Raw genomic sequence first — 14,630 nt, 5'->3', positions numbered from 1 at the left:
TGTTCAGCTGAAATATTTCCCAGCCTATCGTCATGACAATAATTGAATCGTCTCGTTCCACATAACGTGTCGCACTGGACGCAAAGGTCTTCATTGCGCGATCTCATCAGTTTCCCAAGGGGCGCGAGATATTGTCACCGGTGCTTTATTATCAACACCATTCGGGCTGACTGACGCTAAAACGGCGACCGTCCGGACTGGCATCCCTTTGTGCTCGGTTTTGTTGTGCCATTCCTCGGCCTTATAGTTTTTGATGCGTCGAGGGCGACCTTTGGTGGCAGTTCTCACATGTGATCTCCTAGTGTACGGCGTCGGGTTGTTCTGCCTTGCCTGTGATCCAGTCGGATAGGTCTTGGCACCGGATGAGTGTTGCTCGGCCTAATTTGTGCCGTGTGATCTTCTTGGCTTTAATGGCGCGATTAACCGTGTCTTTGCTGATGCCGTAGACTTTCGGTATTTCGCACATTCGAATGAATTCACGCTGTGCCATCGTTGTTCTCCTTGATCGTCGGATCTGTTTTTCGGTGCGCGATTTGCGCTCGGCATAAAAAAGGCTGGCGAAATGAAATCTCTGGGATCGCCAGCCAAGGTGGCCGCTCGGGGGAGGCAGTGTGGAGCGGCTGAGGTGACTGAGTTTTAGGTGAGCGCCTCGGGGCAGGTTGCGTTGCGCACAAATTCATATTGTTCTGGCATGAGTCTGACTTGCTTGGCGTTCAGGTCGATCACTTCGATGATGCCTGTCCCAAATTGTCGACCTCGGACAATCCCAGCCTCCCACTTAGCGCTCGGGTGTTTCATAAAGCGCACCTCGGCTCCCAATTCTGGCGATTGTTGTGGTCCAATGGACCATGCTTCCTGACCAATGCTCAGGTGTATTTGGCGCGCGCTGTTCATCGCATCGTCTCGATGTGCATTTTTGAAAGCTGTGCGTGGTTAACTGTTTGGCCGCGCTCGCCTTTGGCAATGCTCCAAGCTAACCGACGCAAGATCGGGCGGTCGTGGTAGCGCACTGGGTTCCGGATTATTGTCTTCGCGTCACTGAAGCTATTCCGAGTGCAGCATAGAGCTATTTTTGCTGCCCTCTTATACATGTGTTGCGTGTGCTTTTTGCACTCTTTGTTGTTTTTTGGCCCGAGCTTTAGTTTACCTCGGTTTGAAATGGAATGTGATTGCATGTGACCTCCTAATTTGAAGTCACAATTACGGATTTTCCGTAGTTAGTCAATCTTAATTACGGAAAATCCGTAAATCAATCATTTCAATGCGCAGCCCTGCCAGTTATGGCTAGGGGTAGGTGCTTTAAAAAATACGGGAATTATTACTATGGCATTAAGGCTACTAGCACATTTGTGCTGCAGGATGGGCTGGGACCTCACTCGAATTATTTTTCCGAGGTATTGGATTCGGGGTCGTCCAGATGTGCGAGAATCGCTTCATAAGTGTCCGGAAGAAGTCGTGCACCGTCGCCGCCCATAATAAAATTTGGGTCAATCTGAAATGCCTTCCAGTAAAAGTCGAGCATCTTAAGGGATGGAGAGCCCGCTGCTTCCTGCGTTTTAAAAGTCGTATAGGTTATGTTCGCGCTGCTCGCGAGCTGGCGAGCATTAAGGCCCGTCGATTTTCGAGCAGCCACTAGCCTGAGATGTATGGCTTGTGGAGTGATGACGGTCTCTCGGCTTCTGCGTTTTTTTTCTAAATAATCCATACGTTCATTTCATACTATTACGGAAAAACCGCATTATTTCAGTGCCGTAATCTTGCTATTACGGAAAAACCGTAATAAATGGGTTTACATGGATACTCCTACTCGAACATTCGTTGCTGCTTTGGGCGGCTATCAGGCGGTTGCAGGCTCTCTTAAAAAGAAGCCGCAAACGGTCCACACAGCCATGCAGTCGGGGTCTTTTCCGGCGTCTTGGTACATTGTGTTTTGCGCGTTGGCTCAGAATATTGGAATCGATGAACCACCGCGCTCTATGTTCTCTTTTGTCGAGCTTGCTGGCTTGGAGGATGCCAAGTGAGGGTATTTTCTTTATCAATTTCATGCATTTACACTCTATACCCGCGCGGTTCTAGTCTAGCATTTTGGGTTGAGTTTCTTGCTTCCATTGAAAAAGGGACCGCAAAATGAGGGGCTATTTACCTGCGGCGCTGCGTGGTGTTTTTCCTGTCTGCGCCCGGACGCAAAATCAGTGCATCTCTTTCAACGTAGAAAATGGGTCAGTTGTACGGCTGCTGTTGGACGGCGACAGCGCGTTGGCGCTTAAAAAATGTCTAACCGATTATCGGTTGCGCGCGGCCCAATCAGAAACCGGCATAGGGGAGGGAGGTGCCCGTGTGAACTTTAATTCAAATGTAAGGATGCCGCCTCGCGGGCATTTTTATAGGGGGCCGCTGATCCATGTTATACGTCGCTTTACAGTTAGGGCAGGTATTGGAGTATTCACCGCCCTGCAGAATGGATTTTTGTTCTTTCTCGACACAATTGGGGCAAATGTAGTGAAGGGGTTGCCCTTCGTCTTTAGACGCATTGAGGCGGTACACAAAATCGCCGCTTGGTGTCTGCCAGAGCGTGTAGCGCTTTACCTCGGCCTCAAATTTGTTAGCCTTCAGCGCCTCTCTTTGGAAATCAGCCAGTTTCACTTGAAGGTCTGCATTCGCCATGCTCGCCTCGCCTACTTGAAGCGCAAGTTGAGAGATGGCCATTTTGAGATCTGCATCTCCAGACACCTCAGATTTCTTGAAAAGCACCTTCAGAGTATTAACAAGGCCAGCCCCGTTTTTTGTTGTTTCGACGGCTTGGCCAGCAAGGCCGACAATCTCTCCAAGGCTTTGAATATCAATGGCCATTTTCTTGCTCTCCCGCGTCGGCTCAATGCTCAACGTTACATAAGGGCATTAGCGTCGCAAGCCGTCAATTGCGGCCCCGACCACGAAGGGGCCGCTAAATGAGCCACAAAGCAACAACATGGCTGGCGAGCATCCCGCCCGATGACATCACTCACGGCGAGTTTCGCGTCCTCTTTCATCTTTGCGATTGTCACAACCCATCCGCTGGGTGCTTCCCCTCTCAAGGGTACCTGCGTCGCATGTCAGGTGGTTCAAACGGGGGCATCAACAAATGGCTATTGGGATTAGAGGAAAAGGGCTTAATTGAACGTGAGCTTGATTTTGACCCGATAACCAAAAAGCGCAAACCAACACAATACACGCTTGGTTTTGAAATGGACCGTAGTGTCAATGCTGGGCACGTTTCTGGCTTTGATAACGATACAAAGCCAACTCCACTCAGTGGAGATGGAGCCAACTCCACTTTTGACGCAAAGCCAACTCCACTTTCAGGCAATAGCCAACTCCACCCCAGTGGAGTTGTATTAAAAGATAAACCTGTAATTAAACCCGTAATAGAACCTTGCGCCTCGGAGGCCGAGCCACAAACAATCTTTAATTTAGAAATATTCGCTTCAAAGTTCTTGGACGCGTTTCCCCGCATCGGCTCCAAGTCGAAGGTTGTGGCTGCGCTCGAGAAGGCCGTGACCGGCGGGGCCGATCCAGATCAAGTTCTCGCTGGGGCCAGCGCCTACGCTGCCGAGCAAAAAGGCAACGAGGCGCGCTACATCGCTTTTGCTGAGAATTGGCTGGAGCAGAAACGCTGGGCTAATTTGGGAAAGCCAAATTCTGAAAAGGTGGCAACTCGGGAAACCGTCAACATCCAACGCGCTCAGGCGATCATCGAGGGTCGGTCGTGGACGATTGGCAGCACCTCGCCAGATTATGCGCGGGAGTTGGTTCACTTGGGGTTAGTCACGGAGGCGCAATGTCGCGCTACTGGTGTACGGCTTTGACCTCGCCGCATTTGAACCCAGCCGCGAATGGCACAGTTTTCGGCGTGGCGACGGTCACGGTTGATTTCAAAGCGCGCGATTGTTGCGTGGTGGTGTCCGCTGATGGGTACGGGGTGAAGCGGTTGCGGCTCCACTCGATTGAAGAAATTCAGGCAACCTACCAAGTTCAGCATGGCCGTGCGGGTTTCGACCCAGTTGCTGCCGATGTCGCCAACGCGCTGAAGTTCGCGGGACGTCAGTTGAAAGAGGGCAGGGGTGCGCGCCGTGGTTGAACGCATGAGTGCTGCGGAGTTCAAAGCGAAAACCACCGCCACAAAAAAAAAGAACAAGTTTAACGCGAAGGCCGCATTCGTTGATGGCATCCGGTTTGACTCCCAGCATGAAGCAGATTGCTATTGTGACAAACGCATCGAAGTTCGCGCTGGCCTGATCTCTGATCTAAAGCTGCAGGTCGTGGTTTTCCTTATCGGGCGGGATGGTCCACTCAAAACGCGGAAGGGCCGAGACATGCGCCTGACCGTTGATTTCACATACATCGATAACGCCACACGCTTGCTTATCCATGCGGATGCCAAGGGTGCGATTACTCGGGACTATGAAGTGCGCCGTGCTGTTGCCGCTGCTCAAGGCGTCGAGGTGCTGGAGCTATGAAATCTTGCCGACATGGCCCAGCGCGACCGGCCACATTTGGAGGCCGAGGAAAAGAGCTTCCGGCGGGTTCGGCTGGGTCTAACAATAATTCTTGCTGCAAACGTCCTGCACCTCGCTTGGCGGATGTTCTCCTGATGTCGCCTTTTTCCCTCGCTGGCGCTGGGCACACCTCTTGCTGTGCCTCTTTTAAATATTTGGGCAACTTTGAGGAGCGCTGTACCTATGGGTGATATCCTAGACATTTCAAACTATCCGGAGTCGATTGTCGAAATTGCCGAGGTCATTGGCTTGGAGAAGGCGCTTCTGTTGGTCAAAGACTTACCAGCTGCTGGCCGTCGATCGTGGCGGCGCTGTATCTACGTCCCTGCAGTTCTCCCGATGGATCACTATCTGGTGTCTGTCCTCGGTTGGGATGATGCGCTCGCTTTGTCGCATGCCTTTGCGGGTTTGATCCTGCAGCCGTCCAATGGCAAATTCCATGAGCGCCGCAATCGAGACCAACGGATCCTGCAAATGTACGCGGATGGGCTGACCGTCCACGAAATTGCCGACGATGTGGAATTGTCCACGTATCGCGTCCAAGAAATTATTCACCTCAGTGGAACAACGAGCGAGCAATATGCCGCGTCCCTCGTTGAAGTCGCAGGGGTGATTGGCTTGGAGAAGGCGCTCGAGTTGTTCGACGGCGCGGCTGTCTCTAAGCGGCAGGACAGTCGTGGCTGCGTGTACGTTCCCAGCGACATTGAGCCGGACCACATGCTCGTTGCCATTCTTGGGTGGGATGATGCCGCGAAACTATCGCGCGCGTTCTCTGGCATGGGCGCTCCTGCTTCCGGTGGTCCTGATCAGCAGCGCAGCACACGCGACGCTCTAGTGGTGCGTTTGCATGATCGGGGCGTCAGCCTAGGCGAGATTGCTTTAGCCGCATCTCTGCCCATCCACGACGTCTGTGTGATCATCCGTCGCCCTAAACCCAAGAAGCCTTAGCGTTCCTCAGAAAAAAGGGTCCTCCGGCGGGGGGATGCCTCGGTGGGTTGTCTACGTCGCAAAACATGACTTGTGAGTGGTTTGAAAAAACCATTTCGTTTCGTTTCAGGAGAGAAGTGTGAAGAGCAGAAACCAAAAACAAAAGAGCCCGATAATTTACAAAGAGCTTGAATTCCTACCGCCTGATGCGCTCGCTGCATTTGCCAGAAATTCGCGGACCCACAGCGCCGAGCAAATCGCGCAAATCGTCGCTTCGATCAACGAATTCGGCTTCACCAATCCCATCCTCATTGCCGAGGAAAACTCAATAATTGCTGGGCATGGACGGGTTCAGGCAGCGCTCGCCATGGGTTTGAAAGAGGTTCCCTGCCTTCGCATCACTGGCCTGTCTGAAGACCAGCGTCGGGCCTATGTAATTGCCGATAATAAGCTGGCGGAAAACGCCGGATGGGACAATGAATTGCTCGCGCTCGAGTTGGGAGAATTGCGCGATAATGGGTTTGAAATGGACCTCATAGGATTTTCCCGAAACGAAATGGAAGAGATATTTCTGGGCGAAGACGGGCTTGAAGAAGAAGGCAATACCGACCCAGATGAAATCCCCGAAACGAAAGCCGATTACACTTCCAAACTTGGCGACGTCTGGGTCTGCGGCGAGCACCGTGTGATGTGCGGCGATTCAACGGTCATAACGGATATGGAGGCTCTGACCTCTGGGTCCGATGTGGATATGTGTTGGACCGACCCGCCCTACAATGTGAATTATGAAGGCACGGCTGGCAAAATCGAAAACGACAACATGGGCGCGGATGCGTTCCTGCAGTTTCTGACGGATGCCTTCGTCGCGACCTTCTCTGTGATGAAGGCTGGCGCTTCGCTCTATGTCGCGCATGCCGACACCGAGGGCTTGCCATTCCGGACGGCGTTCGCTGGTGCTGGGTTCAAACTCTCGGGATGTCTTGTCTGGGTGAAGCCCAGCCTCGTTTTGGGCCGATCTGATTACCAGTGGCGGCATGAGCCTATTCTGTACGGTTGGAAGCCGGGGGCGGCGCATCGGTGGTTCGGCGGTCGCAAGTTAACGACTGTCGTGGATGCGGTGGATGCGCCCTTTACCGTTTCTGCAGACGGGTCGGTGCAAATTGATGCGGGATCCACAACATTGCGGATCTCGGGGTCCGATCTGAAAGTGGAGGAGTTGGTGTCTTCCGTGGTGCGCCATGAGAAGCCCAGCCGGAACACCGAACATCCCACAATGAAGCCGGTCGGCTTGATCGTCGGCTATCTCAGCAACAGCAGCCGTCGCGGTGATCTGGTTCTTGATCCGTTTGGCGGCTCGGGCAGCACTATGATTGCCTGTCAAAAACTCGGGCGCAAAGCCATGTTGATGGAGTTGGACCCGCGTTTTGCCGATGTGATTGTCCGGAGGTGGCAGAACTTCACCGGCCAGAAGGCTCTCCTTCAGGCGAACGGCAAACTCTTTGATGATCTCGAAATAAAAAAGGCGCCATAGGATGGGCCGCGCGCTTCGCTATGCTCCAAAGCACGGAACTCGCAAGGTCGCGCATCGCACGGCATCTGCTGCCGAGTGCATCGGTGACTTGTACGATGGGGTCCATGTGACCGGCCTTACCGCTGGTCAGTTCTCTGCGATCGATGCGCTCGAGCACATTGTAAACGAGATCGGTCCTTGTTTCGCTTGGGTGTCGACTTGGACCACTGGCATCTACGATATTCAGCGCGCGGCTGATCTGGCAAAGAACGAGCATCTGCTCGGGGTCCGGATGCTGATCGACCGCGGCACTTTTGAGAAATCGCCCAAGTTCGCGGGACCATTGATCGCGGCTTTGGGGGCTGATGCTTTCAGGTGCCTGTCGGTTCACGCCAAGGTCACGGTTTTTGTTTCCGAGGATCACACGCCTTTGGCCGTTATGCGCTCCTCGATGAATTTGAATAAAAACCTGCGCACCGAGCAGTTCGACATATCCGTGGACCGATCGGTGTCTGGTTTCTATGCGGATTGGTTTGATGTCGCTTGGGATGAGGCCAGCGTTGGCGAGAGCAACGTGGCGATCATGAAGGCCATCTACTCTCGGTTTTTGGCACTCCCGTCTGATGCGGATGAAGAACCGGCGTCGGTCGATGATGCTGGCGACCTCGATGCGCTGTCGCTCGGGAGCCTTGTCCTCTAATGAGCGAAAAGAAAGCGCCAACATATCCCGTCAAAACGATCGCGCTCCTTCTCAAGGTCACCGAGCGGCGGGTGCAGCAGCTGGCACAGGAGGGGGTTATTCCGCGCGGCGACCGTGGGCGCTATGAACTTGCGGGGTCCGTTCAGGGGTACATCGCGTTCCTGCAGAATAAGGTCGCCTTGATTGACGAAGATGGCAAGGGGTTTGACTACAACAAAGAAAAGGCGCGCAAAACCAAAGCCGAGGCCGACATTGCCGAAATGGAAGCCGACAAGATGCGGGGCGGGTTGGTCAGTGCGCAAGAGGTTTCCTCGGCACTTTCCCTGATCATTTCCGAGGTCCGATCTAATTTATTGAACAACACGCCGACGCGGATTGCGTCTCGCGCCAAATCTGAAAAGACGGCAGCGGCTATTAAGGGGATCGCCAAAGAAGAAATTACTGCCGCGCTCCTGGTCCTCTCTACCGCCAGTTCTGAAAAGATTAAGGGCGGCGCGTCGTGAGCGTGGTTCTGAGTGCAGCTGCTCTCGCAATTGTTGCGGGTGCTTTTCAGGGTTTGGCACCTCCGCCTGACTTGAAGCCTTCGGAATGGGCCGAGCAATCTGTGCAGATTCCTGTCGGCAATGCGATACCGGGTCTGATCAATTTCGATAATGCACCGTACCAGCGCGAGCCGCTGGACATGACCGTCGATCCGAACTGCCATCGCATCACGCTCAAGTGGGGCGCGCAGGTCGGTAAAACCCAGCTTGCCCTTTGTGCTCAGGGGTATCGCATCGAGCACGATCCGGTGTCTCAGATGATGATGCAGCCGTCCGAGGGTGATCTTCAAACGTGGCTTCAAACGAAATTTAACCCGCTGGTGGATGCCAATCCGGAACTTGAGAAGCGCCTTTCAACTCCGCGATCGCGAAAGGGCGTCAACAACAGCCGGATGAAAAGCTACCCCGGTGGTTTCATCATGTTCGCGTGGTCGGGTTCTCCAAAGACGCAGCGCGGTCGCTCGGCACCATTTATCGTGTGCGACGAAACGGATGGCTACGATCGTACCGCCGAGGGGCATCCTGTTTCTCTGCTTTGGCAGCGCGCGGCCACGTTTGGGGATCTGCGCAAGCTGCTAGAGATTTCGACGCCTACAATCCGCGGACTTTCATGGATTGATAGCGCCTACGAGCAGGGCGACCAGCGGCAGTTCCATGTCGCCTGTCCTCATTGCGGTGAGGTGCAGGTCATTGAGTGGTCAAACGTCAAATGGGACAAGGACGATGATGGCGAGCACTTGCCTGAAACCGCCTACTACGTCTGTCGGGGTGGCGGTGGCGGTGGGTGTATTTGGTCTGATGCCGATCGGGTTTATGCGGTGCGCAATGCCGAGCGGCTCGGGCATGGGTGGAAGGCAAAGAAGCCGTTTCGCGGCCATGCCTCCTACCATTTAAGCGAGTTGTATTCCTGCTTTACGCGGCTGCAGGACATCGCGCAGTCGTTCCTCGACAAAAAAGCGGCGGGGGATTTGCAAACGTTTATCAACGTGTCGCTGGCGGAAGTTTGGGAGGAAGAAGCCGAGACTTTGGAGATTGACGATTTGATCGCGCGGGTTGAGCCTTTCTCCGCATCGACGCCAATTCCCGAGGGGGTTGCGCTGCAAACGTGCGGCGTGGATATGCAAGAGGATCGCCTTGAGCTTGAACGTGTCGGTTGGGGATTGGGGGAGGAAAGTTGGAGCCTCGACTATCAGGTTTTCTGGGGCGATCCGCTAAAGCCCGAGGTTTGGGCGCTGCTTTTCGACTATCTAGATCAAACTTTTGAGCATGCGTCCGGCGCAAGTCTTAAAATCGCGGCCACTTGTGTTGATACTGGTGGCTCGGGCGGCCTTACCCAAGCGGCCTATGAGCAGCTGCGCGGCAAACAGCGGCGCAATATCTTTGCGATTAAGGGTGGCGGCGGTTGGAACCGTCCAGTCGTTTCGGCTCCGAGTAAATCTAAATCTGGCCGCAATGGTCGGCCAGTGACTTTGTTCACGCTTGGAGTTAACGACGCAAAGCTGACGGTGCTCCGTCGCGCGAAAGAGACAAAAGTGGGGCCCGGTTATTGCCACTTCCCGAATGACCGCGAGCCTGAATATTTTCACCAGCTAACCGCCGAGCGTCTGGTGACTAAATTCCTGCGCGGTTTCCCATTCCGCGAATGGAAGAAAACCAGAACCCGCAACGAGGCGCTCGATTGCCGCGTTTATGCATATGCGGCTCTCAAGGCGCTAAATGCGAATATTCGCATCCGTTTGAACCGGCTCCGTCCTGCCTCGGATGAAATCCCGCTTGATCCGGATGCCGCTGGGGAACCGCCAGAGGAAGTTTCAAAGCCCATTCGAAAGAATAGGCGGAGAAAGTCACGGCGTCCTCGGAGCAGAGGGGCCGGATTCTAGCAGCAGCGGGTGGTGATAATTGCTAACATTTCTCCCAATAAGTTTTACCTCGGGCTTGAGCGCGAGTGTCGAAATCAACTCGGACAAATATCCGGCACCAGATTGGGTGTTGAAAGCGATTTTTCGTGGGCCTTCTTCGTTCGAGTTGACGTCCGATCCATCCGGTTCCATCCACATTTTGAGCGCGACTGCGACGGCCTCGGCATCTTGGTTGGCTGGCGTCTATGCCGTTTCGCTTCGAGCGTATTCTGGCGACGATGTTTTCGAACTCGAAAGCGGCCAGTGTACGATCCTTGCAGATATTTCCGCAGCGCCGGTCGGGCATGATGCGCGCAACCATGCCCAGAAAACGCTGGCTGCGATTGAGGCGGTTCTCGAAAGTCGCGCCTCCAAAGATCAAGAAAGCTATTCGATCAATGGTCGTTCGCTGGTTCGCACTCCGATTGCCGAGCTTCTTTCGCTCCGCGCGACTTACAAAAAAGAGGTCGCCAAGGCCAGCGGCTTTGGTCGTGGCACTAAAATTCTAGGCCGCAAAATCAAGGTGAGGATGTGATGTTTGATTTCCTGAAGCGCCAGCCTGTGTCCCAATCGGTGCGGTCTGAGCCGTCTGTACAATCCGAGCCGTCAGCGACATTTGTTGAGGCCGCGACTTCTATCCCAGCGGTTTCCCGTCGCCAATTTCGGCAGCGGTCCTTCCGTGGCACCCGCCAGCACGATGCGGCAAATACCGATCGCATGACGTCAAACTGGACGCGCACTCCTTTGAGCGCGGATCAGGTTGTCGATCGTAACCAGCGCATATTGGTTGCGCGTTCTCGCGAGCAGTCGGATTCGAACGACTATCTGAAATCGTATTTGCGGATTTGTGAGCAGAACGTGGTCGGGCCGCGCGGGTTTTCGCTGCAAGCTCAGGCGCGTGATGCGGCCGGAAATCTTGACCGTGATGCAAACGAGGCGATTGAGACATGGTGGCGCAATTGGTGCCGTGCCGAAAATTGCGACATAAAGGGTCGCCGCAGCTTTCGCTTGCTTTGCAAATCCGCGATTAGAACCGCTGCCAAAGACGGCGAATTTATGTTTCGCGAGATCATCGGACGGGCGGCTGGTCCGTCTGGATATTCTTTGCAGACGATTGATCCCCAGCGGTGTCCTGTCGATTACAATATCGAGCGGTTATCCGGCGGTCGGTTCATTCGTCAGGGCATTGAGTTTAGTCGTGAGGGGCGCGCTCTGGCGTTTTTCTTCATGACCGACGATCCGTCGATGTCTGGATATACATTCAACGGGCGCAGCGTGGAGCGTGTTCCGGCGGCTCAAATCATTCACGGTTTTTTGGATGAAATGGAAGGCCAGCGGCGCGGATTGCCATGGGCGGCGACGTCGCTCTGGCGGCTTCACATGCTTGCTGGTTTCGAGAAGGCATCCCTTTCAAAAGCCACTACCAGCGCGGCTCTTGGCGGTTTCATCGAATGGGCCGATGGCAGCGGTCCCGAACCCGACGAGGAAAACGAAGACGAGGAGCTTTATATCGAAGCCGAGGGCGGCGTTTATCAAGAACTCCCACCGGGCGCGTCTGCCAAAAACTTCGAGACCCAATACCCGAGCGGCGAGTTTGCCACTTTTCACAAGGCCATGCTTCGCGGTGCCGGTGCTGGCATGGGCGTTTCTTATGTGGCGCTCGCAAACGACCTCGAGGGCGTGAATTTCAGTTCCATCCGTCAGGGCGTTTTAAGCGAACGCGACAATTGGATGGATTTGCAAGAATGGACAATTGAAACGCTCGTTGATCGGGTGTTCAGCGGCGCGTTGAAAGCTGCCCTTTTGCGCGGTCAGGTGAAGGTCAAAGCGCGCGCTTTGCGTCCTGAAAACATCGGGCAGTATCTGAAGGTGTTCTGGCAGGGCCGTCGCTGGGCTTGGGTTGATCCGACCAAAGACGTTAAGGCCGAGGTCGATGCCAAGAACAACTTGCTGACTTCCCCCTCGGAGATCATTCGCCGTCGCGGGGATGACCCAGACACCACTTGGCGCACTTACGCGTCCGATATCAAATTGATGCAGGATGCTGGCATGCCAGAGGCGTTTATCATGGCATCCGTTCTGGGTGTTCAGCCATCAGCTGCGCCTCCCCCCAAACTTAACGACGAAGAGGATTCCCCAGATGAATAAACGTATTTTCTGCAGAAGCGCCGGCACTCTTGCCGCTGCACTTATTGGCTCCACATTAACCCGCGCGGTGACCGCCGAGCAAATCAACGAGAACCGGTCGCAGGGTCCGTTGCGCCTTCAGGCTGCGGTCCGATCTATCGATGAAGAAGCGCGTACTGTTGAGGTGGCCTTTAGTTCTGAGGAGCCGGTTGCGCGCTGGTTTGGTGACGAAATTCTCGACCACTCCTCTGGCGCTATGGATGATACGCGGCTGGCGAATGGTGCGGCGGTCCTGTGGAACCACAACACGGACATTCAGATTGGCGTTGTTGAAAGCGCGAATGTCGGGACGGATCGTCGTGGTCGTGCTGTCCTGCGGTTTGGCAAATCGCCGCGCGCCGAGGAAATCTGGAACGACATTGTCGACGGCGTCATTCGCCATATCTCAGTTGGGTACTTCGTTCGGGCCATCAAGACGGTTGAGCGCGAAGGCGAGCGTGATCAAGTCACGATTACCGATTGGGAACCCTACGAAATCTCCCTTGTGAGCGTACCTGCAGATGCTTCCGTGGGGGTTGGTCGCTCTGTTGGGGAACCGCCAGAGGGAGAAGATACTCGCGAGGCTCATATTGAACCTCAAAATGAACCGCACGAACCACAAGGAAACGTGATTATGAAAAAGATTTTACGAAATGCAGCGGGTGATCTTGTCCGTGCAGAGGTCGACGCTGATGGTAACATCATCAAAATTCTCGAAGTTCTCGAGCGAGCAGCGGAAACGCAAGGGCTTGTAACGCGCGGCCAAGAAGCCGAGCAGACACGCGTTGCTACCCTTCTCGAATTGGGCGAGCAGTATTCCGCCGGTCAGCTTGCTGCAGCTGCTATCCGCTCTAACGAAACTGTCGAAGCATTCACGCGCAGCTTGGTGGATCACGTTCAAGGCAACGGCGAACAGTCCGGCACTCGGTCTTTGAGCGATAATTCTGGCAATATCGGCATGACAAACGAGGAAGCTGGCCGTTTCAGTTTCCTTCGCGTGTTCCGTGCTTTGGCCGACCCTTCAAACCGTGCGGCACAAGAGGCAGCAGCGTTTGAATTCGACGCTTCCCGCGCTGCTGAAGTATCCTCCGGTCGTGAGGCGCAGGGCATCATGGTTCCCTCCGATGTAATGCATCGCGCGCTTTCCACTGGTACCGATGGCGTTGCGACTGGTGCTACGGGCGGCTTTGCTATCGCGAACGACCTAATGTCGCAGTCGTTCATTGAAATGCTGCGCAATCGCTCTGTCCTATTGGGCCTCGCCACTCCGATGGGTGGACTTGTCGGCAATCTCGACATTCCGGGGCAAGCCTCCGGCGCGACCGGCTATTGGCTTGGTGAAGACGATGACGCGACCGAAGGCGCGCAAGAATTGCGCCAGTTGGGCCTCACGCCTAAAACCGCAGCGGCCTTCTCTGAGATTACACGGAAAATGTTGCAGCAAAGTTCTCTCGATGCTGAGGCACTTGTTCGTCGTGACTTGGCGCGCGCTTTGGCTCTGACTATGGATTTGGCGGGTTTCTACGGCACTGGCACCGCGAGCCAGCCTTTGGGGATTAAAAACCTCGTTGGCATTAGCGCTGTCGATTTTGCAGCGGTTCAGCCTACCTTCGCTGAATTGGTCGAACTTGAAACTCTCGTTTCGGCTGACAATGCGGACGTGGATTCAATGGCTTATATCGGGAATGCTAAATTCCGTGGCCATTGCAAAACCACCGAGAAGTTCGCCACCTCAAATGGTGCGACGGTTTGGGAGCAAGGCGGTACCGTAAACGGGTACGCGGCTGAGATCACCAATCAGGTTGCTGACGGCGATGTGTTCCACGGCAACTTCGCGGACATGATTGCGGCCATGTGGGGCGGTTTGGACCTCACTATCGATCCGTATTCGAACTCTAAAAAGGGCCGTCTGCGTATCGTTGCCTTCCAAGATATCGATTTCGCGCACCGCAATATCGAAAGTTTCGCTTACGGCACAAAGGTCGCCGTTTAATCGTCAAACTTTGGGAGGCATTGGGTTGCCTCCCTTTTCCACTTTTCAATTTGGAGCCTAAAAAATGAGTAATAAACAGGTCAGTGTTCGCGTCACTTCCGCCATTGGTGTTGGTGGTAAAATCCATAAGCCGGGGGCCGTTTTGCGTCTTGATGAGGCTGCTGCAAAGAGCCTTTTGCGGCGCGGAAAAGTCGAGATTGCCGGAGATAAAGCGGGTAAATCCGCAAGCGATCTTTCCAGCAAAACGCGCGCAGAGTTGGAGGCATTCGCGGACGAAAAAGAGATTGATGTGAGCGAAGCCAAAAACAAGGCCGATGTGCTCGCTCTCATCGAAGCGGCTCTGGAAGGCTAGGTTAGCT

At 54.4% G+C, this 14,630-nt stretch carries 18 protein-coding genes; 14 read left to right on the top strand and 4 right to left on the bottom strand.

The genetic code is table 11. From position 1 onward, the window contains the following. Positions 1 to 90: 90 nt before the first annotated feature. The 4 genes from AB9F29_RS16795 to AB9F29_RS16780 all read right to left on the bottom strand — a co-directional run bounded on the left by AB9F29_RS16795 (position 91) and on the right by AB9F29_RS16780 (position 1,705). Positions 91 to 288 carry a hypothetical protein gene (locus AB9F29_RS16795; protein ID WP_369756493.1) on the bottom strand — a complete coding sequence of 66 codons (198 nt, stop codon included), beginning with the start codon at positions 286 to 288 and terminating at the stop codon, positions 91 to 93. Between the two features lie 10 nt (positions 289 to 298). Further along, the gene (locus AB9F29_RS16790) at positions 299 to 490 is read right to left on the bottom strand and encodes a helix-turn-helix domain-containing protein (RefSeq protein ID WP_335584373.1); all 192 of its coding nucleotides are present in this window, start codon (positions 488 to 490) and stop codon (positions 299 to 301) included. 146 nt (positions 491 to 636) lie between these two features. Beyond that, complete coding sequence (locus AB9F29_RS16785) at positions 637 to 894, bottom strand: hypothetical protein (protein WP_369756492.1); 258 nt, start codon at positions 892 to 894, stop codon at positions 637 to 639. 487 nt (positions 895 to 1,381) lie between these two features. After that, the gene (locus AB9F29_RS16780; protein WP_335584375.1) at positions 1,382 to 1,705 is read right to left on the bottom strand and encodes a hypothetical protein; all 324 of its coding nucleotides are present in this window, start codon (positions 1,703 to 1,705) and stop codon (positions 1,382 to 1,384) included. A gap of 88 nt (positions 1,706 to 1,793) precedes the next feature. On the opposite strand from AB9F29_RS16780, the gene AB9F29_RS16775 reads away from it, so the two are divergent. The 14 genes from AB9F29_RS16775 (at position 1,794) to AB9F29_RS16710 (ending at position 14,623) form a co-directional block, all read left to right on the top strand. Further along, entirely contained in the window at positions 1,794 to 2,021 is a 228-nt protein-coding gene (locus tag AB9F29_RS16775; RefSeq protein WP_335584376.1) for a hypothetical protein, read from the top strand. A 106-nt stretch (positions 2,022 to 2,127) separates the two neighbouring features. Beyond that, positions 2,128 to 2,952 (top strand): hypothetical protein, encoded by an 825-nt coding sequence (locus AB9F29_RS16770; RefSeq protein WP_369756491.1) that lies wholly within the window; start codon positions 2,128 to 2,130, stop codon positions 2,950 to 2,952. Then, positions 2,949 to 3,845 (top strand): helix-turn-helix domain-containing protein, encoded by an 897-nt coding sequence (locus tag AB9F29_RS16765; RefSeq protein ID WP_369756490.1) that lies wholly within the window; start codon positions 2,949 to 2,951, stop codon positions 3,843 to 3,845. The genes AB9F29_RS16770 and AB9F29_RS16765 overlap by 4 nt, the downstream gene beginning before the upstream one ends. Further along, positions 3,818 to 4,117 carry a hypothetical protein gene (locus tag AB9F29_RS16760; RefSeq protein ID WP_369756489.1) on the top strand — a complete coding sequence of 100 codons (300 nt, stop codon included), beginning with the start codon at positions 3,818 to 3,820 and terminating at the stop codon, positions 4,115 to 4,117. The genes AB9F29_RS16765 and AB9F29_RS16760 overlap by 28 nt, the downstream gene beginning before the upstream one ends. Next, on the top strand, positions 4,101 to 4,496 hold the full coding sequence (locus AB9F29_RS16755; protein ID WP_369756488.1) for a DUF1064 domain-containing protein: 396 nt from the start codon (positions 4,101 to 4,103) through the stop codon (positions 4,494 to 4,496). Before AB9F29_RS16760 ends, AB9F29_RS16755 begins: the two co-directional genes overlap by 17 nt. Before the next feature lie 222 nt (positions 4,497 to 4,718). Further along, entirely contained in the window at positions 4,719 to 5,483 is a 765-nt protein-coding gene (locus AB9F29_RS16750; RefSeq protein WP_369756487.1) for a hypothetical protein, read from the top strand. A gap of 118 nt (positions 5,484 to 5,601) precedes the next feature. Then, positions 5,602 to 6,993, top strand: coding sequence for a site-specific DNA-methyltransferase (locus tag AB9F29_RS16745; RefSeq protein WP_369756486.1), 1,392 nt, complete (start codon positions 5,602 to 5,604; stop codon positions 6,991 to 6,993). 1 nt (position 6,994) lies between these two features. Beyond that, entirely contained in the window at positions 6,995 to 7,672 is a 678-nt protein-coding gene (locus AB9F29_RS16740) for a hypothetical protein (protein ID WP_369756485.1), read from the top strand. Then, the gene (locus tag AB9F29_RS16735; RefSeq protein WP_369756484.1) at positions 7,672 to 8,175 is read left to right on the top strand and encodes a terminase small subunit, Nu1; all 504 of its coding nucleotides are present in this window, start codon (positions 7,672 to 7,674) and stop codon (positions 8,173 to 8,175) included. The genes AB9F29_RS16740 and AB9F29_RS16735 overlap by 1 nt, the downstream gene beginning before the upstream one ends. Beyond that, entirely contained in the window at positions 8,172 to 10,094 is a 1,923-nt protein-coding gene (locus tag AB9F29_RS16730; protein ID WP_369756483.1) for a phage terminase large subunit family protein, read from the top strand. The genes AB9F29_RS16735 and AB9F29_RS16730 overlap by 4 nt, the downstream gene beginning before the upstream one ends. Positions 10,095 to 10,113: 19 nt before the next feature. Then, positions 10,114 to 10,647, top strand: a complete 534-nt coding sequence (locus AB9F29_RS16725) for a hypothetical protein (RefSeq protein ID WP_369756482.1) — start codon at positions 10,114 to 10,116, stop codon at positions 10,645 to 10,647. Continuing rightward, positions 10,647 to 12,260: a phage portal protein gene (locus tag AB9F29_RS16720; RefSeq protein WP_369756481.1), complete on the top strand. Its 1,614-nt coding sequence runs from the start codon at positions 10,647 to 10,649 to the stop codon at positions 12,258 to 12,260. The genes AB9F29_RS16725 and AB9F29_RS16720 overlap by 1 nt, the downstream gene beginning before the upstream one ends. Then, positions 12,253 to 14,271 (top strand): phage major capsid protein, encoded by a 2,019-nt coding sequence (locus AB9F29_RS16715; RefSeq protein ID WP_369756480.1) that lies wholly within the window; start codon positions 12,253 to 12,255, stop codon positions 14,269 to 14,271. Before AB9F29_RS16720 ends, AB9F29_RS16715 begins: the two co-directional genes overlap by 8 nt. A 64-nt stretch (positions 14,272 to 14,335) precedes the next feature. Further along, positions 14,336 to 14,623: a hypothetical protein gene (locus tag AB9F29_RS16710; RefSeq protein ID WP_369756479.1), complete on the top strand. Its 288-nt coding sequence runs from the start codon at positions 14,336 to 14,338 to the stop codon at positions 14,621 to 14,623. Positions 14,624 to 14,630 lie beyond the last annotated feature (7 nt).

This window comes from Falsihalocynthiibacter sp. S25ZX9 (genome assembly GCF_041205405.1).
GTDB lineage: Bacteria > Pseudomonadota > Alphaproteobacteria > Rhodobacterales > Rhodobacteraceae > Falsihalocynthiibacter > Falsihalocynthiibacter arcticus.
This window is presented reverse-complemented; position numbering and strand designations above follow the sequence as displayed.

Coding starts and splice junctions, on each gene's coding strand:
- AB9F29_RS16790 (WP_335584373.1), bottom strand. CDS start 490: ATGGCACAGCGTGAATTCATTCGAATGTGCGAAATACCGAAAGTCTAC.
- AB9F29_RS16785 (WP_369756492.1), bottom strand. CDS start 894: ATGAACAGCGCGCGCCAAATACACCTGAGCATTGGTCAGGAAGCATGG.
- AB9F29_RS16780 (WP_335584375.1), bottom strand. CDS start 1,705: ATGGATTATTTAGAAAAAAAACGCAGAAGCCGAGAGACCGTCATCACT.
- AB9F29_RS16775 (WP_335584376.1), top strand. CDS start 1,794: ATGGATACTCCTACTCGAACATTCGTTGCTGCTTTGGGCGGCTATCAG.
- AB9F29_RS16770 (WP_369756491.1), top strand. CDS start 2,128: ATGAGGGGCTATTTACCTGCGGCGCTGCGTGGTGTTTTTCCTGTCTGC.
- AB9F29_RS16765 (WP_369756490.1), top strand. CDS start 2,949: ATGAGCCACAAAGCAACAACATGGCTGGCGAGCATCCCGCCCGATGAC.
- AB9F29_RS16760 (WP_369756489.1), top strand. CDS start 3,818: ATGTCGCGCTACTGGTGTACGGCTTTGACCTCGCCGCATTTGAACCCA.
- AB9F29_RS16750 (WP_369756487.1), top strand. CDS start 4,719: ATGGGTGATATCCTAGACATTTCAAACTATCCGGAGTCGATTGTCGAA.
- AB9F29_RS16740 (WP_369756485.1), top strand. CDS start 6,995: ATGGGCCGCGCGCTTCGCTATGCTCCAAAGCACGGAACTCGCAAGGTC.
- AB9F29_RS16735 (WP_369756484.1), top strand. CDS start 7,672: ATGAGCGAAAAGAAAGCGCCAACATATCCCGTCAAAACGATCGCGCTC.
- AB9F29_RS16720 (WP_369756481.1), top strand. CDS start 10,647: ATGTTTGATTTCCTGAAGCGCCAGCCTGTGTCCCAATCGGTGCGGTCT.
- AB9F29_RS16715 (WP_369756480.1), top strand. CDS start 12,253: ATGAATAAACGTATTTTCTGCAGAAGCGCCGGCACTCTTGCCGCTGCA.
- AB9F29_RS16710 (WP_369756479.1), top strand. CDS start 14,336: ATGAGTAATAAACAGGTCAGTGTTCGCGTCACTTCCGCCATTGGTGTT.